At 60.2% G+C, this 20,390-nt stretch carries 16 protein-coding genes and 1 pseudogene; 3 read left to right on the top strand and 14 right to left on the bottom strand.

The window, feature by feature from the left end; all coding sequences use genetic code 11:
* Window positions 1-197: 197 nt before the first annotated feature.
* The 11 genes from brxL to QMF81_RS06920 form a co-directional block, all read right to left on the bottom strand.
* Complete coding sequence (gene brxL / locus QMF81_RS06970) at window positions 198-2,294, bottom strand: BREX system Lon protease-like protein BrxL (RefSeq protein WP_281750032.1); 2,097 nt, start codon at window positions 2,292-2,294, stop codon at window positions 198-200.
* Window positions 2,295-2,299: 5 nt separating this feature from the next.
* Window positions 2,300-4,837: a PglZ domain-containing protein gene (locus tag QMF81_RS06965; RefSeq protein WP_281750031.1), complete on the bottom strand. Its 2,538-nt coding sequence runs from the start codon at window positions 4,835-4,837 to the stop codon at window positions 2,300-2,302.
* Between the two features lie 9 nt (window positions 4,838-4,846).
* Window positions 4,847-5,461 (bottom strand): DUF4276 family protein, encoded by a 615-nt coding sequence (locus QMF81_RS06960; RefSeq protein WP_281750030.1) that lies wholly within the window; start codon window positions 5,459-5,461, stop codon window positions 4,847-4,849.
* Window positions 5,461-6,705: an AAA family ATPase gene (locus QMF81_RS06955; protein WP_281750029.1), complete on the bottom strand. Its 1,245-nt coding sequence runs from the start codon at window positions 6,703-6,705 to the stop codon at window positions 5,461-5,463. The genes QMF81_RS06960 and QMF81_RS06955 overlap by 1 nt, the downstream gene beginning before the upstream one ends.
* A complete protein-coding gene (locus tag QMF81_RS06950) occupies window positions 6,705-8,609 on the bottom strand; it encodes a hypothetical protein (RefSeq protein ID WP_281750028.1) in 1,905 nt (634 codons plus the stop codon). Before QMF81_RS06950 ends, QMF81_RS06955 begins: the two co-directional genes overlap by 1 nt.
* Entirely contained in the window at window positions 8,606-10,513 is a 1,908-nt protein-coding gene (locus QMF81_RS06945; RefSeq protein ID WP_281750026.1) for a hypothetical protein, read from the bottom strand. The genes QMF81_RS06950 and QMF81_RS06945 overlap by 4 nt, the downstream gene beginning before the upstream one ends.
* The gene (gene brxC, locus QMF81_RS06940) at window positions 10,514-14,146 is read right to left on the bottom strand and encodes a BREX system P-loop protein BrxC (protein WP_281750025.1); all 3,633 of its coding nucleotides are present in this window, start codon (window positions 14,144-14,146) and stop codon (window positions 10,514-10,516) included.
* 26 nt (window positions 14,147-14,172) lie between these two features.
* Window positions 14,173-14,748, bottom strand: coding sequence for a BREX protein BrxB domain-containing protein (locus QMF81_RS06935; protein ID WP_281750024.1), 576 nt, complete (start codon window positions 14,746-14,748; stop codon window positions 14,173-14,175).
* A complete protein-coding gene (locus tag QMF81_RS06930; protein ID WP_281750023.1) occupies window positions 14,729-15,517 on the bottom strand; it encodes a DUF1819 family protein in 789 nt (262 codons plus the stop codon). Before QMF81_RS06930 ends, QMF81_RS06935 begins: the two co-directional genes overlap by 20 nt.
* Window positions 15,518-15,519: 2 nt before the next feature.
* A complete protein-coding gene (locus QMF81_RS06925) occupies window positions 15,520-16,020 on the bottom strand; it encodes a BrxE family protein (protein ID WP_281750022.1) in 501 nt (166 codons plus the stop codon).
* 153 nt (window positions 16,021-16,173) lie between these two features.
* On the bottom strand, window positions 16,174-16,617 hold the full coding sequence (locus QMF81_RS06920; RefSeq protein ID WP_281752978.1) for a hypothetical protein: 444 nt from the start codon (window positions 16,615-16,617) through the stop codon (window positions 16,174-16,176).
* Here QMF81_RS06920 and QMF81_RS06915 point away from each other — a divergent pair.
* The 3 genes and pseudogenes from QMF81_RS06915 to QMF81_RS06905 form a co-directional block, all read left to right on the top strand.
* Window positions 16,601-16,989: pseudogene (locus tag QMF81_RS06915) on the top strand (integrase core domain-containing protein); the annotation flags it as partial. The gene QMF81_RS06920 and the pseudogene QMF81_RS06915 overlap by 17 nt on opposite strands.
* A gap of 210 nt (window positions 16,990-17,199) precedes the next feature.
* Window positions 17,200-17,730 (top strand): metal-dependent transcriptional regulator, encoded by a 531-nt coding sequence (locus QMF81_RS06910; RefSeq protein ID WP_281750021.1) that lies wholly within the window; start codon window positions 17,200-17,202, stop codon window positions 17,728-17,730.
* Between the two features lie 7 nt (window positions 17,731-17,737).
* Window positions 17,738-17,992, top strand: coding sequence for a FeoA domain-containing protein (locus tag QMF81_RS06905; protein ID WP_281750020.1), 255 nt, complete (start codon window positions 17,738-17,740; stop codon window positions 17,990-17,992).
* Here QMF81_RS06905 and QMF81_RS06900 read toward each other — a convergent pair.
* From QMF81_RS06900 to QMF81_RS06890, 3 genes are all read right to left on the bottom strand, one after another.
* Entirely contained in the window at window positions 17,952-18,233 is a 282-nt protein-coding gene (locus QMF81_RS06900) for a hypothetical protein (protein ID WP_281750018.1), read from the bottom strand. The two genes, QMF81_RS06905 and QMF81_RS06900, sit on opposite strands and share 41 nt — an antisense overlap.
* A gap of 86 nt (window positions 18,234-18,319) precedes the next feature.
* The gene (greA, locus tag QMF81_RS06895; protein ID WP_281750017.1) at window positions 18,320-18,808 is read right to left on the bottom strand and encodes a transcription elongation factor GreA; all 489 of its coding nucleotides are present in this window, start codon (window positions 18,806-18,808) and stop codon (window positions 18,320-18,322) included.
* A gap of 200 nt (window positions 18,809-19,008) precedes the next feature.
* Window positions 19,009-20,388 (bottom strand): NAD(P)/FAD-dependent oxidoreductase, encoded by a 1,380-nt coding sequence (locus QMF81_RS06890; protein WP_281750016.1) that lies wholly within the window; start codon window positions 20,386-20,388, stop codon window positions 19,009-19,011.
* Window positions 20,389-20,390: the final 2 nt, after the last annotated feature.

The raw sequence follows: 20,390 nt of genomic DNA, 5'->3' as shown, positions 1-20,390 counted from the left end.
CCTACCCGCCCTACACTCATTTCTCAATGGGCAGGTGTCTCACTCTCATTGGCGCAGTGGGCAAACCGGTGTCTTGCGGACATTTACCATCAGTGGTGACAATGGCAAACCCATTGTGTCGGCCAACGACATCGGTATGAAGTCGAGGCCGGCCATGGAGACCATGGCTGGCCGTCTAGTGGCACGCAATGCGCAAGCTAGAGGCGAAAAATATCCACCTTCGTTTCCAAGCACTTGCGCAAGCTCAGATCGTTCGCGCCTACCTCAAACCAACCCCCGGGTTTTTGATAGAAGTCCAGCCCTCGGCCAATCTTGATCACCCAGCCGTTGTCGATGCGAATCTCTCGGTCGTGCATGTTCGGGTTCAGCTTCACTTCCAGCTCGACATCCCATTCCAGCAAACTTTCCTTCAACTCATCAAGTTTCTCGGCGATTTCGGCCAACTGGGTCTTGTCGTCGTAGCTGGTGATCAAACTGATCTTCCTCACCGTTCCCGCCCTCAGCACGGTTTCGCAGAAGCGGACAAAGTTCTGAATCTGGTGTGGCAGCCGGATGTAGGGATCTTCGACCACAACAGACTTCGCACCCTGTAGGTAGGGGCCGAAGATCGACTCATAGCTGTAGCCGGTATCGCCGTAGAGGATGGTGAAGTGTTGCTCTTTTTGCTCAATGGATGCCTGCCCCTCCGCAGTCAAAGTTGAGGCTGGTGATACCGTTGTCGGTACTGCCAGAGATGCCGTAGTAGCCGCCGCCGGTTGCGCCGACGACTGCACGCCAACCACCTCTGCAGGCTGCCCATCCTTCTGATGCAAACGCCGACGCGTCGGCTCTTGCGTCGCGGGCGCATCCTTCGATTCCGGGCAGAAAACCACCACTTCTTCGCCATTAGCCTTGAAGTAGGATAGGTTGATGCGCGCGAACTCGTCATCCGGCTTGCGCTTGTTCATCTGCTCCTTGACGCGGCGGCGGCACTCGGTGGCATAGGCCACATATTCTTCAAACTCCTCGTCGGTCGGTGGCCCATCTGGATGCAGAATCTTCAAGAATGCGCAGACAGTCTTTTTGATTCCTTTCTCGTCGCGCCCCTCGATGGATTTGCCGAGTCGAATGCGCTTGCTCACTTCTTCGTAGCGGTTCGTATGTTTGAACTGGTAGTGGAAGGCCTCGGCCAAGTAATCGGTGATGAACCCGTAGTGGCTGGTCAGGAATTCGCTGCTGTTCTTGGGCATCTCCCAACCTGGGATATACGCGGCGAAGCGATCCATAACCGCCAAATCGAGTTCGGGAGGAAGGGGCTGGAACAGGTCATGCTGATCGGAATTCACCACCTGCTGCACGGAAAGATCGATATTGCCCACAAAACTCAGACTGGCATCGGCGATCACTTCGACACCGCGCGAGAAACGGCCATTGGCCATGTAATCCTTCATGATCTGGATGGTATCGGGGTCCCGCACCTTGATTCCCGCCACCTCATCGAATGCCACCACATCCCAGTAACCGACCAAACCGACCTTGCGCCGCGCGTTATTGTAAAAAAGGGTCGCCTTGGTCGCCTGGCCGCCCGAAACCAGCGTGGCATAGGGAGAAAACTCGCTGAAGAAATAAGACTTGCCTGTGCCGCGCGGGCCCAACTCGATGACGTTGTAGTTGGGCTCCACCAATGCGGCCAGCCTCGCGATGAAGTGAAGCTTGACCCGATGCGTGAGTTTGCCGGGTTCCAGGCCCACTGACCGTAACACCACATCGAGCCACTCATTACGCGTGAACGCTCTACGCCCCTCTGCATAATGGTCGAAGTCAAAACGTGTCAGCTGGATCGGCCGCAGGTCTTCGATGTAAAACGCGTAGTCATCTTCTTCAATGTCGTTGTGTGCCAGAGTCACTTCCGCCCAAATGCCCCCCTCCAGCAAGCGATCGTTGTCGCGGTAGAACTTTTCGCCAATGGCGATGCGCTGGGAATTGAAGTTTTCGAGCGCCGCCCAATGACGTTTCTCCTTCTCGACATAGCGCACATGCACCTTGTCGATGAAGCGGTGCTTGCCCTTGGTGGCCACCTTGGATTGGGCAGCATTGGCCTCATCTGGCCGCACATAGTTGTCCTGCAAGGTTGCCAGCACGGCCTCTAAACCGGCCTGGATTTCTGCATCGTCATTACTAGCACAAAACCTGGCCAACAAAAATTCCAGCACGAAGGTTGGGACGTTGGTGCCCTTCTTGATTCGGTGCAGCAGGTCCTTGCGCAGTACCTTGCCGTCGAAGGTCTCGTTCAGTTTCTTGTCGAGTTCGTCCATCAGGCTCACTCCGTGTAATCGGTTTCGAGCGCCAGTTCACTGCCCTTCGACGCCAGCGCCAGCGTCGTCGGGTTGAGCGCCTTGACCGAGAACTTGCCTCGGAACTCGTCGTCCATGCGCAGAGCAATCTGCTTGCGCTGGCCCGGCATCAAGGTGACCGTCCGTGTGGCGGGGTTCACATCCCCACCTGGGCGCGGCTCGCCGACCACATTGCCCTTGCTGTCTTGCGCTTCCAGCAAGATCTCCAGGCTCACGTCTTGCGAGAACATGTCCTCAGAGACCAGCGCCACCTCGATCACCGGTAGCCGCGTCGTGATGCGCTTGGCGCCGTTCTTGTAGCTCAGCTTGACCAGCACCTTTCGCTGCTCATCGTGAGAGGCGGTATCGAGGCGCGCCACCAGCACCGGCACGACCGCCTCGACCAGGGATGCTCCGCCGTGGAAATAAAGATGCCCTGCCCGATACGGCGCCATGCTGCGGGGCATGGCCACTTGAGCAAAGTCACCGCGGATGCCGACCTTCTCGGCACTCACCACCAAGCTGTGACCATCCGCTGTGCCGTCGCCGAGCATCATGCGGTCATGGGCATTCACCGGCCATTTCCCCTGAGGTTTCACGCACACATCGCCAGACTCTGGTTGTGCGTTCAAGAAGAAGCCATGGTCGGTCACGATGATTGCCTCTTTGAAGCCCATGCCACGCAGCTTATGCAGCGCCACGCGGATCAGCTTGAGCGTGCCCGGGATCAGGCCGAGCGTCGTCTCGTGGGTGCTTTCGAGTTGACTGTCGATTTCCGTGGAGCGCAGCACCAGCAGATCGACGGTGTCTGCGATCTTTGGTTTGCCGCGAACAAAGTCATCCAACCGCATTTCCGCGAACCGATCGCCATAGCGCTTGGCCAGCACATTCATGCGCTGTTGGACGTTGCTCACCGGCGCCCCTGCTAGCTTAGGCACCAGGACATCATTCTCCAGCGAAAGGGTCAGCCCCGTGCGAGCGTCCGGCAGCAAGCTCGCCATGCCCACTGGGGTGATGGTGGGTAGCTGCGCATAGGCCGCTTGCAGTTCGACGGGACCGTCCTCTGCCAGCAGTTTTTCGAGGACCACGCCCAACTCGTAACGCAGGGCGTCCACCATCAGATAGGCCACTTTGCGCCCACTCTCCTTGAGGCGCTCCGCCACCAGACGATCAAAGACATCGACGTTGGCCAGCCGCCCGGTCGGCGGCCAACCAGCGGTCTCGATGTGTTTCACGAACACACCTTGCACCTTCTCCGCCAAACGCCGGTAGCGGGCCCGTGCCTGATTGATCACCTCATGCATCAAGCCATGTGGGTCGAGGAAGTCGCCCGCGGCTTGCTCAAACTCGCGCTGCAAGCGATCGGCTTCACGCAGGCTGCCCACGTAAAAGTCGATCAGTTCCGCTTGCGATCGGGCGTGATCCGGCAACTGGCGCTCAAAATCGTCACAGGCCTCGACGAGGCGCAAGGCCGAGCGCACCAACTCCCATTGGGCCTGGCTTTCGCCCTTGCCAAGCCACACCGAACTCTTGTGGCGGGTCAACACACGGCGCGTGGCATCGGTGTCCCCGCTGACGATCCCCTTGATCGCCGTGCGCAGGAAGGTCCGCTCCTCGAAGGGGAAGGTGTCGCGCTCACCCAGGTCTTCGATTGCAGCGCACAGATCGGGCAGGTTGAGTTCCGCCTCGATGGCCTCGGCGCGCTCGATGTACGCCGCGCGTGACTTCGGATCGCTACGCAGACGGTCGCACACATCCTCGACGATGGGTCTGGCTTCCATCGGCGCGTGCGGCACCCCCTTCAGGGTGTCTGGCAGCGCCACGGGCAGATCAAATACGAACTCGCTGAACAGCACGTAGCGCCACAGTTCATCCGCCAGGGCAGACCAGGTCTTGCCGCGCGTCTTCAGGTTCAGGCCCAAGGTAGCGCGAAGAAAATCCCGCGCCTCCTGCACCCAGCCTTCCTGCCCTTTAAGTGCCTCGGATTGGCTGGTGCTCGGGGCGAGCAGTGCGGTCAAAATCTCGCGCGCGGACTCCACCCGCAACGTGGCGCGCAGCTGCGGCCAGCTCACACCGCCGCCAATCGCATCGATCACGGCAAAGGTCGGCCCCTGGGGATTGTCGGCAAACAACCGCCGAATCTCGGTCGCATGATCCGGCTTGGCACGCAGACACAGGCTCAAGTACTCGTCGCCATCGTCTTGCGGGAACACTGCGCCACATACGGCGTACAGGGCGAATGGATCGACTTGCTTCTGCTCGTCGGTTTCCGGGCGCTTGGCAGGCACGTAGATCAGCACCCCTCCCAGCGGGGCCTGGGGCTGCCCCATCTCACGCAGCGCCAGCAGTGCTGCCTCACGGCTTTCGATGCTGCTGATCGAGGCATCCACCACCCGCACCGTGTCGGAGGCCAGATCAAGACACAGCTCACGGTAGCGCCTGTCAGCGTCGTACACCACCAGGGCGCCCGCTTGCTTCAGGCGCGGCCGCAGCACGCTTTCTCGAATGAATTCGGCAATCGTCATTCATTTACCTCACGCCATTGCCGCCGTAACAGCGCTGCAAAATTTCTTGAAACTTTTCGAGCTGTTTCGCGCCGGTTCCATGTGCGCAGCCACAGCGCGTGCGCATTCCAATTTGCGTAAGCCTGTACTGAAATAGCCGGCCTTCTTGAGGATGCGTTCCAGCGCTTCCCAGGTGCCGCCCGCAATCGCGTCGGGATCGCGAAAACCCGCTTTCTGTGGAACGGTAGCCGGTACCCGGGGGTAGGCGGCCTGCACGGCTGTCCAGTCACCAAAAAACCAGGCTTCAAGCTCCTCGATGGCAATGCGATTGACGACCTGGAAGCGCTGACCCTGCCCGGCTTTCGTCTTGGTCAATAAGCCTGCTGCTGCAGCCATCTGCTCCAGCCGCGCCTTCAGATCTGCGCAATCATCGTCATCTCTATCTACCAGCACCAGAATGCGCCACGTATCAGGCAACCAGGCGGCATAAGCTTTGAGGCGATCAGGTGCGTGCTGGAGCAGGTCGTTCTTGCACTGAAAGCGGACAATCTGAAATTCGATCTCCCCGAGCAATTTGGGCAGCAGTTGCTCCAACGCCGTTTCCATCGAGTATTCCTCGACAAACACGATCAGCTTTTCCAGCATCAGCCTCGCCCCTTTTCAGAACGAGGCGCGCCCTGATTCACCAAGGGATCGCCCAAGCCAAAATGCCCCTCCATCCAGAGGTAACCCAAGCTGGCGCCAGCCTGCATGAACTCGCGTATGCCCTGAATACCAGAGGTTCTCACTGCCCGAGTAAAGCCTTGTTCGTCTCGATAGAGCACCCACACCTCTTCGGCACGCATGGCGTTGAGCAGAAAGGGGGAGTGGCTGGTGATCAACAACTGTGAGCGCTCAGTCGCTGCCCGGCACTCTTCGGCCAGTTCGGGCAGCAAACGCGGGTGCAAGAAATTCTCCGGCTCCTCGATACCGATGAAGCGCGGCGGGTTGGGATCGTAAAGCACGGTCAGGTAAGCCAGCATCTTCAGGGTGCCATCGGATGCGAATTTGGACAGCACTGGCTGCTCGAAAGGGGCATCCTTGATTTGCAACAGCAGGCGGCCATCTGGCATGGGCTCGGCCTCCACCCGTTCCAGGCGCGGAATGCGCTGGCGCAGAACGGCAAAAATCTTCTCCAAACGTTCCGGGTGCTGCTCTTTCAGATACTGGATGACGTTGGGTAAGTTCTCCCCGTTCTTGCTCAGCCGCTCTTGCGGACCCGCTTCCGGCTGATTGCGTGTCTGATCAATGGACAGGTAAGACACATACCAATCGGTAATGAACTCGCGCAGCGCGGCCACGCGGGGATGTTCCGCCAACTGTCCCAGCGTATTCACCGCGATCAAATCCGGCGAGCGCAGCGTCGTCTCCTTGCGCTGATCTTGGATATCCGGCAACTCACCACTGACGGCTCGACCGACCCCGCGACGAAACTCCAGGAAACGGAACGGCTGGCCTTTCTGACCACGCCGCCATTGCAGCCATTCCTCGACCACCTCAGGCCCTTTGGGGCCCTCATCGATCGCCAGGTGGTAGGTGATGATGGGGCTCTTGGGTTGCTCACGATATTTCAGCTCGAAAACGATGGGGCCATCCGCGCCGCGCGTTTTCAGTTCCTTGCCACGCCCGCGTCGATCCCAAGCATGACGCAAGCCAAACTGGAAGCATTCAGACAAAAAATTGAACACATCGAAGATCGTAGATTTGCCGCTGCCATTGGGCCCCAGCAACACCGTCATCGGCGTAAGGTTGTCCAATTCGACTTTGCGCAGGGCGCGATAGTTTTCCACTCGCACAGATTCGATGCGTGGGATACCGCCCCTCTGATCGGGTTTGTTTGATTCAATCATCACAATGGCTCTCCCTTCGTCTTGCCGCGCGTCCTCCTCGACGCTGCCTCGGGCTCGACGTATAAATCCTCCAGACCATGCGCAATGGCGAGGCTCTTGTCGGTTTTGCATTTCTCGCGCACGCGCTCGGGCCAGTAGTGCATGGCGAGCTTGGCCCAGTCGTAGTGGCCCTCTTTCAGTTTCTCCCACGTTTCCTTCAACACCCTTTGCCACGGCCGGTGGCGAAAGAGCGGCCACAGCGGCGAGGCAGAAATCTGCACGCCGTCGTCGTGGTGGGGCCGGTAGCGGGGCGCGAGCGTGCGCAAAGTGTCGCGCAGCTCGATCAGCTCCTGCTCGAAGGCTTGCAGGGCTTCGAACTGTCTTTCGTCCTCGCGGCTACGTTTGGCGCCCTTGTTGCGCAGTGCCGTCACGTCGCTGCCTACTTGCTTGAGCTTGGGTTCGACGAAGTCGTTGATGGCGGTGTAGAGCGTCTGGCTGGTGAGGCTGGGGTAATAGACCCACAGCGTGTAGCGGCCCGAGGGGGTGGCGAGCGGCCAGTAGATGGGCGCTTTGCGGCGGCTCTTGGAATAGCGCTTGAGGTGGAAGGGGAAAAAATCCCTTTGCAGCCAGCGGCGCACATCGTCGGGAACGGGGGCTGCCACGCGCAGCAACACCTCTTCCACCAGCCGCGCGAGATCATGCGGATGGCCCGGATCATCCACGAGAATGCCGGGGTGGGCATGGAAGGGTTCGGCGCCCTCGGGCAACATGCCGGGGCTTTGCGCTGGCAGCGGATCGAACGGCTCCGGCTCTGGCGGGGCGGCGCGCTCGCCAGTGGCCAAGCGCCAGTCGAAGCGGCCAAAGGCCACCCCCACCGCCCAGGAGAGCAGCCCCTGGCGGTCATCGACGGGGGCGGCGGCATCGTCGTCTTCCTCGGCTTCGGCTTCGTTGCAATCGGGCGCAGTGTCACTGGCGGTGCCCAGGTTTGCCTGCACCGCGGCGCGGTCGGCCTCGGAAAAGCCGTAGAGGTCGAAGGCGATGGCGTCGATTTCGGCCTGGATGCGCGAGAGCTCGGCCTCGATCGCGGGCGGGTCGAAATCGCCGAGCCGACCGCGCAGCGCTGCGGGGAGGAGAAAGGCGTGGGAGGTCTCTTCGACGGTATCCAGCGTGCGCTTCAATGACCAGGCGCGGCGGGCGAGTTGTGTCAAACCTTTTGTTTGTTCCTCATTATCGGAATGGGGGATTGGTGTGCGCTGAATGACCCCTGCTTCCCATTTTCTATGGTCTGCAGTCAGATAAAGCATCGACTGAAAACCAGTAGAGCTTAGCAATGCGAGGTCTGCAAGAGTAACGCCGTGGATTCCCATCCCTGCGACAGAGAAAATGCAACCGACGGGCATCACGCGTGGCCCAAATCCCAGATTCGTGTAACTGGTATAGGTCAGCCCGGGGCGGAAGAAATAATGTAAGGCCGTATCCCGGAGCATCCACACATTCGAACGGACGCCACCTCTTTCATTAAGGTTGTTTTTGATCTCCGCCCCCTCCTGCGCCCAATTCACCACCAGATAGACATCGGCATAAAACGGCGAGTAGGCGCCGCCCTTGGCAAAGGGGAACCACTGGCCTGGTGTTGCGCTGCGGTCTGCTTCCCACCAGGCGCGGACGAAGCGGAAGTCGTCGGCCGTCGCCAAGCCTTGTTTCACCGTCCGCCCCTCGCTCTCGAAGGGCGGCAGGCGCTGGAAGGTCTGCCGCACCGCGTCCGAGACCCAATAGGCAAAGGGCTTGCCCGGCACGGTGTCGAACGCCGCGGGCGCGACGGTAAAGAGGCGCGGGTCGTTTTCCCCCTGGCGCAGCCGGGCGCAGAGGGTGTGCAGCGCGGCGGCTTTGTCGTCTTCGGCAAGCAAGCGCAAAAACAGGCTCATCGGCGTTTCTCCAAGACATAGGCGGCGGCTTCGACCATGGCCTCGTCCATCACGCCATGCCCCAGGTCGGCCATGACTTCGGGCGTGGCCATGCCCAACACCACCTGCTCGCGCCACCTCTGAAAGCTCGAAAGAAAAAAGCCGGTGCGCGAGGTGATCGCCCCCAAGCGCCCACCGGGGCGCAGCAGTTGCAGGCCGCGCTCGACGAAGACGGCCAAGAGGTCGTTCTTGCTGCGCGGATAGGTTTGCGCAAGGTAGGTTTTGCTCACGGTCGCCGGCGCGCCAAAGGGGGGATTCATCACCACCACGTCGTAGGCTTGGCCCGCCAGGTCGATGAGCCGCAGCCCCTCCAGGGCGTCTTGGGCGAAGAGCCGGCCCTGGTAGGTGGCATAGGCCGCGTGGGCGAATTCGCTCAGCGCGGCGCGCAGGCGCGCCTCGGCCTTGCGCCACTGTTCCTGGTCGGCTTCCCGAAACATCGGGCCATGCTCGCCATAAACGTGCCGGATGAGCTGCGGCAGTTCGCGCTCAATCGGCAGCAAGAGGCCCAGCTCCGGAAGGTTTTTCAAAAGTTGTAGGGTTTTCTGGAACAACTCGGCGTCCAGGTGATCGAGCTGCGCGGCCAATTGCTCGCGCAGCTCACGCTCCGCCGGCGGCGCAATGGCGGCAACCACATGGCCGCGCCCGATCGGCGGGCGCTCTTTGGCTTTCACCTCGGCATCGTGCCAGGCACGTTGCGCCCGCAGCCACAGCGCCAAGGAGGCGATCTGCGCGGCGCGCGGATCGATGTCCACACCGTAGAGGTTGTGCTCGATGATGAGCCGCGGCACGTCGCGCAGAAAGGCCGCTTCGTCCGCGTAGGTGTGGCACAGGGGTTTGAAGCCCTCACCCCCAGCCCCGCTCCCTGGGGGCGAGGGGAGCGTATCGAGCGAGCCGGGGCCGTGCTGTTGATCCCAGGCCCAGGCTTCGCGGTAGATCTCGGTCAACAGATCGAAGGCATACAGGCCAAAGTGCATGGAGCCGCAGGCCGGGTCCAAGAGCTTGAGGGTGCGCGGGTCGCGCAGTTTGGCGGCGGCTTGCGGTGTTTCGTCGGGCTTTACCAGCAGGTATGGGCAGCGTTCGCGCAAAACCGTTTGCCCGCCGGTGGCGTTGAACCAGAGACGCCCCAAGGTGTTGTCCACCAGAAACTCGACCACATAGCGCGGGGTGAAGAACTGGTTGCGTACCGCGAGTTCCCGGCTGTTGCGCGGCGCCTGGCTGGCCTCGCGCATGGCCCGTCGCTCTTGGGTTGAGTTGAAGTATTGGTAGATCCAGCCGATGGTCTCGTCCTCGCGCCACAGCGGGGCGATGTCGGGGGCGTTGATCAGGTCGAGCACGTGCAGCAGCGCGGCCTCGCGCGGGAACAGGCGGCCTTGGGGCGAGTAGCGGTCGAACAGGACCGGCAGGTCTTGGGCGAGTTCATCGAACACGCTGAACAGGTACACGCGGTAGGCATCCCCCGTTTCGCCCAGGCCAGTATCGGCCAGGCGGGCGTAGAGCTGAAAGCCCTTGGACTGCAAGCCGCCGCCCACCGATTCCATGAGCAGGCCGCGCGCCTCGGCCATGCGCAGCGCCGCCAAGCGGTTGAGCACGGTGAAGGCCTGCTCGCGCACGATACGCGCCAGCCCCTGCGTGGCATTCATGTCGCCACTGGCGATGTAGTGCGCCAGGGTGTCGCGCAGGATGCGGGCAGTTTCGTGCTGCGCGTCGTTGAGGTGGCCCAGGCTGGCAAGCGCCGCCACGGTGCCCGAGTTCGGGTCCAGCCCAAAGTCGTTTTGCAGCTGGCGCGTGAATTCCTCTTCCAGCACGCGGCGCGCGTCGGTGACGAAGCGCTGCAGGCGGTTTCTTGTGGCTTGGTCGAAGGGCATTTACTGCTCGCCTCCCTTGCCGACCGAAAAGGTCACCTCGATTTCTGAGTAAATGCCGATCTGTGCCTTGATCTCGTGGAGTTGCTGGATGATGGCGTCGATGTCGGCCGCCGTGGTGATCCTGGCCGGCACGGCAATCTTCTTGGTGAGCTTGGACGGACCCTTCTCGCCAGACTTGGCGCGCTCTTGCTCCATGCGCTGGCGCAGGCGTTCCTGGCCCTGGCGCTGGATCGAGCGCTTGAGCTCCTCCAGCGTACTGTTGATGTCGTAGTCGCGGGCGAGCAGCTTCTTCAGTCCAGCCAGATCTTGCGTGGCCTCCAGCACGAGTCCCTCCAGCCGGTTCGCGGCGTTGCCGCGCTCCTCCTGAGTGAGCTCTTCCCACTCGGGGAGGCGCTGCAGATCCTCGATGCCTTCCTTCAAACGCAGTTTTTGCTGGCTGGAAAGCTTGATGACCGCCTCACGCACCCGGCCCCGCCAATGCGTCAGCAGGGAGTTGAAGTCGGCAGCGTGCTGGTAGAAGTCTTCTTTGCCCAGGCGCTCGGATAGAGTGGCCAGCTCATCGGCCAGTTCACGGCGCAGTTCCCCGGGCACGCCGGTATCCGGCAAGGCCTCGATCTCGCGGCGATGGGCTTGTAAGTCGCGCAGGGTGGCGTCGAGCCCGTTGTCGAGCGCCCGTTTCACTTCCAGCGCCCACTTGAGGTTGTCGTATATGGCGGAGGTTTCAGCACCCAGGCGTTGCGGAGCGTCGGAGGCATCGGTAAACAGGACGTCGGCAATGTCCTGGTTCAAGGTGCGAATGCGGTCACTCCCTGCCAGGCCAAGGCCGCTGAGCTTTTCGGCCAAAGCGCCGTAGTCGTGCTGGAAGCGCGGGAAGTGTTTTGCTGCCGCTTTGCTGATTTCCTGTTCCAGCGGGATCACCATGTCGCCGATCAGCTCGGTGAGCCGCTCTGCCGCACGTCCGAGCATTTCGTTGGACGGCCGCTCGTCTCGCAGCGCAACGCCGATCTGCCTGAAGGCGTTGTTGGTCTTGAGCGTGTCGATCGCCTGTTGCCCAGCCGCTGTGACCTCACGGCCCGAGACCTTGAGCTTGATCTCACCGGCCATCAGCATGACTGCCACGATGTAGCGTGTGGTATCGGGCGACCAGCCGAACGGCGCATCGGAAAAATGGTCGAGCAACCGCTTACCTTCGACCACACCGGAGCGTTCGATGTAGTCACGGATGCTGATCATCGCCTTGTGGTCAGTCTTGAACGAGGCGCGACCGGCCACGGCTTGCACCAGGCCCAGCGGGTCGAGCGCACTGCTGATGGCGGCGGGATTGGCGACCCTCAGCAACTTCTCGGCGGTGTCGGTGGCCACGCGAACGGGCGCTTCTGCGTACCGATCGAATACTTGGCCAGCCACCTCCGCGAGCAGCTTCTTGGCAGCCTCCAGCAAATCGACATCCAGCGCCGAGACCGCCGTAGCCTGCCCGCGGAAGATGAAAGACCCGGATTGCAGGGTCTGCTTGATCTTGCTCTTGAGTTGGTTGGCGAGCTTAGCCGCTCGGTCCAACTGGCCGGCGCAGTAGTCCCTGATCTCCTGGTCAGGCTCATTGCGATGCAGCTCCGCGATGCGCTGGCAGCGATAGATTTCACCCGCGAGGTCGTCGAGTTCGGCATTGGCGCGAGCCAGGAGCCCGATGACATTGCGTCCGGCTCGACTGCGGGAGTCATCGAGCATCCGGTTCTTGGCGGTGTCGTAGTCGCCGGCCGGTACCAGCTCCACAACGGTCTGGATGGTGTTTGTATCCCCCGCCAGGCTGGTGATCGCGCTGCCGGCTTGAACTTTCAAGCCAGTGGCCACAGCCATCGTGCCGTGCAGACTCACCCGGGGCAGCGGGTCAAACGCTTCGCGTAGCGCATCGTTGAAGATGCGCTTGACGTCCACGGTGCGCAGTGCAATGCCGCCACGCTCCTGCTCGATATCCCGCAGCTTCTCGCTGAAGAACACGAGCTTGCCATCCTTTTCGCCGAGCGGCACATGCATGTCGTTCAGCATCTCTTCAACGGCTTTCTTCACGGAGTCGAGTAGCGACGGTGCCGTTACGGAGGGATGCATCAGGCTGGCGACGTTTTGCACCGTCACCGGCAGGTTGCCGAGAATCTGCAATACAGCAATGGATTTGGCAATGTCCTGATGGAGCGGTGAATCGGGGAAGCGGATCTGGGCTTTGCCAACCGCTTGGTGGATGGATGGAAAAGCGCGGCGGATATCCTTTTCCAGTTCGTCGTACAGCGTGACCGTGGTGGCGAGCCAGCCAACCGGCTGATCGGCCATGGCCTTGGAACCGCCTTCGCCTTTGAGAATGTCCTGTATGACTTTGATCGCCGAGCGCAAACCAATGCCGCCAGTGGACTTGGCGAGCGCGCCCAACAGGTGCAGCAAGATATCGAAATGGGCCGGCAGGAAAGGGTAAAGCTGGATGAAACGCTCTTTGCTGAAATCTGCGTCGTAATACTTGGCATCCTGCAGCTTGGTGTTATGTCGCAGCGCCTGGCCGTGGGCGTCGAACAGCTTGCCGAGTTCGGCTTCACCCGCTGGTGACTTACCCAGCAGACGCCGGTAGCAGATCTCCTTGATGTCGCTCGATTCAAGGTCGATCTGGATCGGGAAGCGGTCTTTCAGCTTGTAGAGCTTGTCGGAGTTCAGTGCGGCGCGCGGATCGTCTTCCGTCAGCGTCTGCTGCGCGGTAGCGATGATCCAAACCTTGCCGTTGCCCAGCCGCTTGAGGTTCTTGGCCAGGCCATCGAGGTTGAGGATCAGGTTGTCGCGCGAGGCGACGTATTGGCCCACTTCGTCGATGATAAAAACGATATGTTGCTTGCCGCTTTTTTCCCGGACGATGTCGACTATCTCTTGAGTCTGCTGATCCTGCGATTTGGTCCAGCCCTTCATCTCGGCCGTAAAGGCCGTCGGCGTGGTGAAGAGCTCTGGGTAAAACTCATGGGCGATCTTTGGGAGGAGCGCAGACACCTTTAGCGGACTGTTATGAACATCAGACCATTTCTTTCCTGGAAACTGGTCGGATATACGCTTTTCCAGTTCGGCCATACGACCATCACGCTCCACGTGACGCTCGAAATCAGCCACCACCAGATTGTCGGAATAGCCAGCCCACTTGAGAACTTTGAAATAGAGAACTGTCGTTACATCCTCCATCGTTGCGCCAGCGAGCATTTCACTGGCCAGATCCAGCATGACCACAGCCGCCGGAAAACGCTTCGCCACAGTGCTGAGGAGCGCCTTGGTTTGTGGCTTATGCAGGCGGTCTTGCATATAATGGATGAACGGCGTGCCGTCGATGGTGCACCGATCGTCAAGCGCCAGGCCAAGGTACTTGGTGAACGAGCTCTTACCGGAACCGTAAAAACCCGAGACCCAGACGCCAATCTCGTTTTCGCCGCCAGACTCCATCGCCAGCTGCATGCGATCGAGGAGCTTGCGAAACTGCTCCTCGATGCTCTCGGTGACCACGTACTCAGAGATCTCCGCTTTGAGGCGAGATTCAGTCGAGGCGTCGTAGGTGATGACCTTCTCGATGGTGCGATAAATGTCTTTACTCGGATCGAAGAGTGATCGGATGGTCATATGTCAGTCCTGGTTCTTTCTTTAGTTCACCCGCCGACGTGGACGGAGCGGTAGTTGCCGTCTTCTGGGTAGAAGCCGAGAAACTTCAAGCGCGTCTTGCCGGTTCGCACGCCGGGATAGAGAAAGATGGTGGGCACATGAAACTTGCCCTGCAGCCGACTCTCGATGGCGCCAATGCGTAAGAAGGGATGCAATGCCTCCAGGTCGGTGACGAGCAGCAGCGCGTTCTGCTGGCCTTCGAGCGGCTGCAGGGCATCCTCAAGTCGCTTCAACAGGCCGTTATCCGCCGTCAGAATGTCCGCCAGCGACTTGTTGGTGCGCGGCCAATCCAGCGGAGCGGACTTGTCCTCCATCACGCAAAGAGACCAAAACGGGTCGTCTTTGAGCAGCGCCCAGATGTGTTCAGCAAGAGAGAAGATGTGAACGTCCCAGCCCTCTTGGTGCAACTTCGCGATCCAGGCCGGCGTCTGCCGCTTGACCTCGAGAATCTGTTCAGGCGGGAATACCAGGTAGTAGATCGGCTCGAAGCTTGCAGCCCCAAGCTCGCGCCCGTGGCGGATGCGCTCGCGCAATTCGTCGAAATCAGCTTTGAGTGAGGACATCGCAGAGCGCCTCCATGCCTTGTTGTTTCCAACTGATGCGGATCACGTCACCCGCCGCTTGGACGATGAGCCAGCCTTTCAACGAAAGACGCTTGAGCTCTTCCAGCACGTCTTCCCGTGCCAGGCCAAACAACTGCCAGTCTTCGTGGTTCAGCAGTGCGTTATCACCCACGCCGGAAAAGTGCAGTTCATAGGCGAGGTACGCAGCCACCGTGGGGGAAATGCGGAAGGGAAGGATACGACGGCTCGAACGCAACCCGTGCTCAAGCATTCCGTAGTCGGCGCAGCACCCAGTCAGGTAGGCGGCAACACGCCGCACGGTCGTCTCAGACCAGCGTTTAATCGTCTTGCCGTCAGCGATGCTTCGCTCGACAAAGGCACGGGCGTCTTCGTTGGTGATGTGTGTGTAGCCGCCGGCGTATCGCGCCCAGTAAACGTCGCGCACAAAGTCCCCCAGAATGGGATTGGCACGACTTGTGAAGACCAGCATGAGCTGCGTCAAATCAGCAGTGGAACTTAATGCCAATAGGCGCTTAAGGTGGGCAGCCGGTGTACCGCCATGGACCAGATAGCGCGGAGCAAAGCATTCGACGATGATGTTGCGCAGTCGACGCGCGGTAACGGTGGGGAATCGGCCTGACTCCAGCGCGACTTGATACAACCGCTTCGCTGACATGTCTGGCGACCACAGGCCGAGCAGCGTCTTGGTCTCGTTGACGAGCCCAAGGCCTGCTTGTAACTGTGTCGTGTAGGGCTTGTTGTCGGCCATGATCACCCCACCAGATACGGATAGATTTTGGTGTTCTGCGTGAACGCCGATAGATAGGCTGCCGCGATCGCCTTCAGGGTGTCGGGAGAATCGATGTCCTTGAGGCTTCCAACCGCCGTTGGCCCGACGCTAGATATGCTGACTGGGGCGGCCATTCGCTTCAACGCATCGAGCGCAGCCTCTTTGCTGGATGGCACCTGGCTGGAGAGATCTTCTCCCCTGCTGCCATGCACGATCGCATGCAGGTCTTGCTCGGCTTCTTCAGGCAGCCGAAACAGGTGGAAGCTGCCTACGCTCAGATGCTCGTCGTGCAATCGCCTGGCTGCTTCCATCACACCGTGGTACTGAGCAAGGCGAGATGTTTTCGAGAAAACCGGCTCCAGGAAGAGCCTGCTCGATGCCTCATAGAACGCCGTTGGCCACCAGGCGCACTGCGCTTTCTCACCGAGGTAGCCGACGAGCAACCTCATTTGTAGCAATGTTTGCAAACAACGTTTTTTCATCTTGGCGCTCTTGTTCAGCTTTTCTGCTCTACCTCGCACACTCTCCTATGATAAGCAAATTTTTTATACATTCATAGGTTTAGATGTCAAGACGATTGTGCAACTGTGTTACCGGACAATGATATTGCCACCCTGGCTGGGACAATAGAAATGTCATCCTATGAAGACAGGGGTGGCGTATTCATGAAGGCAGAGGAAGCGCGGCGAGCGTTGGTGACCCTGCAGGCAGTGGCCGGAGCGTTCACGGTTCAAGAGGCGGGAGAAGTCCTCGGCCCCCGCTGCCGGCAGGTGATTCGACGGAAAAATCGGTATCGTGAGGAGGGAGCCGTGGGCCTTGTCCACAAAGGACGGGGCAAAGTGTCGAATCGGAGAATTGCCCAGGAAATCCGAGAGTTCGTTGCCGAGAAGGCGAGAAGTGACTTTGAAGGGGCGAGCTGTCAGCATATGGAAGAATTTTTCGCTTCCAGGTACGGTCTTGAGCTCAGCGCCAAAAGTATTGGCAGGATACTCAAGGAACAGGGCGTGGCATGCGCGCATCGCCACCGAAGTCCGAAGGGGCGCAGATACCGGGAGCGGAGCCCTGGCAAAAAAACTCATCGAGGAGACCTGTGCAAAGCAGCGCATTGTTGCGGGCCAACTTTTCACGCGGATCGGGGCTCGTCCATGACCTCGAAGTGCCTCGCCCACGTGCTATCGGATCTGGGGGTCGCCAAAACCCATAGCCGGCCGCATGGGAGCAACGACAATCCCTATTCGGAGGCCCAGTTCAAGACCCTCAAGTACTGTCCGCAATTTCCAGGACGTTTCGGTTCGATGGAAGATGCCCGGTCCTTTTGCCGGGATTTTTTCACCTGCTACAACCAGGAACACCGACACTCGGGCATCGGATTGGTTACGCCCCAGCAGCTTCACTGCGGGGTGGCGGGCCAGGTGGTGGCCCACCGCCAGCAAGTCCTCAAGGCCGCGTTTGCAGCCAACCCTGCTCGTTGCAAAGGCAGGATGCCAGCGCCTCCAACCGTACCAACCGCTGCATGGATGAACAGGCCGAAAAGCGATGACTTGAGACTTTCATTGCCGGTCGGGGGTGTCTCATTTTCATTGACACATTCCGAGGATCTTGCCTTCCGCACATTCCATGCGTAGAAGAGTCTAACTTTCGCCGCAACTGGGAAGGCAGGCATGCACGACATCTCCTCTAATCTCGAAGACTATTTGGAGACCATTTTCACCTTGGAGGCTGCGCACTCCGCGGCCCGAGCCAAGGATATCGCCGACCAAATGGGGGTACAGCGGGCTTCGGTAACCAACGCCCTGCAAAAGCTCGCCAAACAAGGGCTCATCAATTACGAGCCCTATAGTTCGGTCACCCTGACTCCCGAAGGCTTTCGCGTGGCCACACGCATCGCCCACCGCCACAAGGTGCTTTCCGATTTTTTACAGCGAGTCCTTAATATCCGCCAGGAACTAGCGGAAGAGACCGCCTGCCGCCTGGAGCACGGCATCGACGATGAAAGTTTGGAGGCCCTCATCCGGTTTGTACGTTTTCTCACCCGCTGCCCCCGTACCGGAGCCGATTGGATCGCGTCCTTCCAAAAGAGTTGCGCCGAGCCAGGCTCATGCCCGGACTGCACGGCGTGCATCGAAACCTGTCTGGCCCGGCAAAAAAGCCGCTGTCCTGAGGACAGCAGCCAACAGGCAACCCTGGAATAAGGAGTCTTTGGTGAAGACCATCGCCTTGCGCCATATGCAGGTCAACCAACGCGGCATCATCCGGCATATCACTGCCCAGGGGGAACTGGGCCGGCGCATCCGGGACATGGGGCTCGTTCCAGGCACCCCCTTCACCGTCGTGGGCCGAGCCCCCCTCGAAGACCCGGTGGCCTTGCGGCTGCGGGGATTCACCCTCACGCTGCGCAATAACGAGGCAGACTTCATCCGCGTGGATGTTGAGGACGATGCAGATGCTCTTTGACCGCCTTCATCCCTGCCGCTGCCGCGCTGCTGCCACAGGGCTCGTACCGCTGCATCACCTTCAGGCCGGGCAAACCGGCGTGATCCGCCGCGTCGATGCATGCGGAGCGGAACGGAGTCGGCTGTTGGCCATGGGGTTTGTGTCCGGCAAACCCGTCCAAGTTGTTCAGAACGCCCAAGGCCCCATGGTAGTGCTCCTGGGCGCCTGCCGGGTCTGCCTCTGCCGCCACCAGGCGCGCCATGTCCTCGTGGAACTTGAGGATACAGCCCTGCAAAACGGGGAGGACAAGCCTCCCCGTGGATGTCTTCCGGGACCGCCTGACGGCGATTAGCGCAAGGCAGCGCTGCCGAAGAAACGAATGGAGCGGATCTCGTAGTTCACCGTGCCCTTGGGCACCTGGATGGAAACCTCGTCGCCTTCCTTTTTGCCCAAGAGGGCGCGCCCGACAGGAGACTCGATGGAAATGGAGCCCTTGCTGCTGTCCGCCTCATCGGGGCCAAGCAGGGTGTAGGTCTTGATTTCGCCGGTATCCAGGTCTTCCAACTCCACCGTGGCGCCAAAGATCACCCGGTCACTGCGCAGCTGATTGATGTCGATGACCTCAAAGCGCACCATGCGCGATTCCAATTGGGCAATCTTGGCCTCCAAAAGCCCCTGGCGCTCCCGGGCGGCATCATAGCCCGCATTTTCCCGCAGATCGCCTTCCTCCCGGGCCTCTTTGATGGCCTGAATCACCGCAGGCCGCTCTTTTTTCAGGGCTTCCAATTCTTTTTCCAAACGCTTGTAGCCTTCCACGGAAATGGGAATGCGACTCATGAGCTCTATCCTCTCCTCGTTGTGCGCAGGGAACAAAAAAAGATGCTTTGTTCACCGATGTATGAACAAAGCGATCCATTGATCTATCGCTCTCAAGATGGAAACTTCCTAAAACAAAGCCAGGCACTGGTCAAGGGCCGGTACCTGGCAAAAGGCGGCCGCGCCCTCCTCGGGGCGCAAGCAGCCCCCCCCACGGCCGTCTACCGGGCCGCTGCGGCGATCCCTTTGGCGGCCAGAAGCCCGGTAGCCGCTGCGGAGACGATGTTGCCCGCCACGCCTGGCCCGTCACCGGCAACGTACAGACCGGAAATGGCGGTCTGCAAATCCGGCCCGCACTCCACCTGGGTGGCAAAGAACTTGATCTCCGGCGCGTAGAGCAGGGTTTCGTCGTTGGCCACGCCCGGCACGACGAAATTGAGTTTCTCCAAGCCCTCCACGAGGTTGGTGAGAATGCGCTCCGGCAAGGCCATGGCGATGTCGCCGCAGGTGACCTTGGTGAGGGTGGGCTCGATGGAGCTATTTTTGATGCGGTTCCAGGTGGAGCGCCGGCCACGCTTGAGATCGCCAAAGCGCTGCAAGATAGGCTTTCCCCCACCGATAAGGGTCGCCAATCGGCCAATGGACTCTCCATAGGCTTGATTATCCGTTACCGGATCATTGAGCACCACCTTGGAAAGAAATGCAAAGTTGGTGTTGTCGGATTTTTTTTCCATGTACGCATGGCCATTGACGCACACGAAGTCATGATAGTTTTCCTGGGCGATATAGCCGCCATAGTTGGTACAGAAGGTGCGCGTCTGATCGTCGTACTTGGAGGTGCGGATAAAGAATGTGGGGTCGTAGATCACGGAGCAAAGATCCTGCATGATGTCGTTATGCACCTCGACCCGTACTCCCACTTCGATGCCCCGCTGGGTCACCCGCAGACCGTGGCGCTGGGCAAGTGAGCCCACCCACTCCGCGCCGACCCGGCCTGGGGCCAAAACGACGTACGGCGCATGGTACTCGCCCGTATTGGTACGCACCCCCACCACACGGCCGTCCTTAACCAAGACGTCCTGCACGCTTTCGCCGGTGCGGATGGTGACCCCACGCGCCTCGATGGCCGCCACCATGCCGGCGATGTGGCTGGGCAGATTGTCGCTTCCGAGATGCTTCTGCTTGATGATCAGCAGGTCCACCCCCACCTTGCGGGCCTCCTTGCGAATGGTCAGCGCCCGCTCCATGTCCGTGGGGTACACCTGCCCATCCATGCCGAAACGGTTGAAGATGGCCTCGGTCTCGTCAATGAGGCGCATGGCCTCGGAGGTTGGAAGAAATTGGGTGAGGTCCGTCTTGCCGAGCTTGTGGATGAAGTTGAGCTTGCCGTCGGAAAAAAGCCCTGCGCCGCCTAACCCTGAGAGAATATTACACGGTCGGCACCCCACACATTCTTGGTTCCCGCTCATGGGGCAATGGCGAGCCAGGGAGGCACGCCCTTTGTCCACGAGCAAAACCCGCAGCGAGGTGGCCTCGGCCAAATAATGGGCAGCAAAGAGCCCAGCCGGGCCGCCACCCACGATGATGGCATCAAAATGCATGG

The sequence above is a fragment of the Thermodesulfomicrobium sp. WS genome, assembly GCF_027925145.1.
Taxonomy (GTDB): Bacteria; Desulfobacterota; Desulfovibrionia; order Desulfovibrionales; family Desulfomicrobiaceae; genus Thermodesulfomicrobium.
This window is presented reverse-complemented; position numbering and strand designations above follow the sequence as displayed.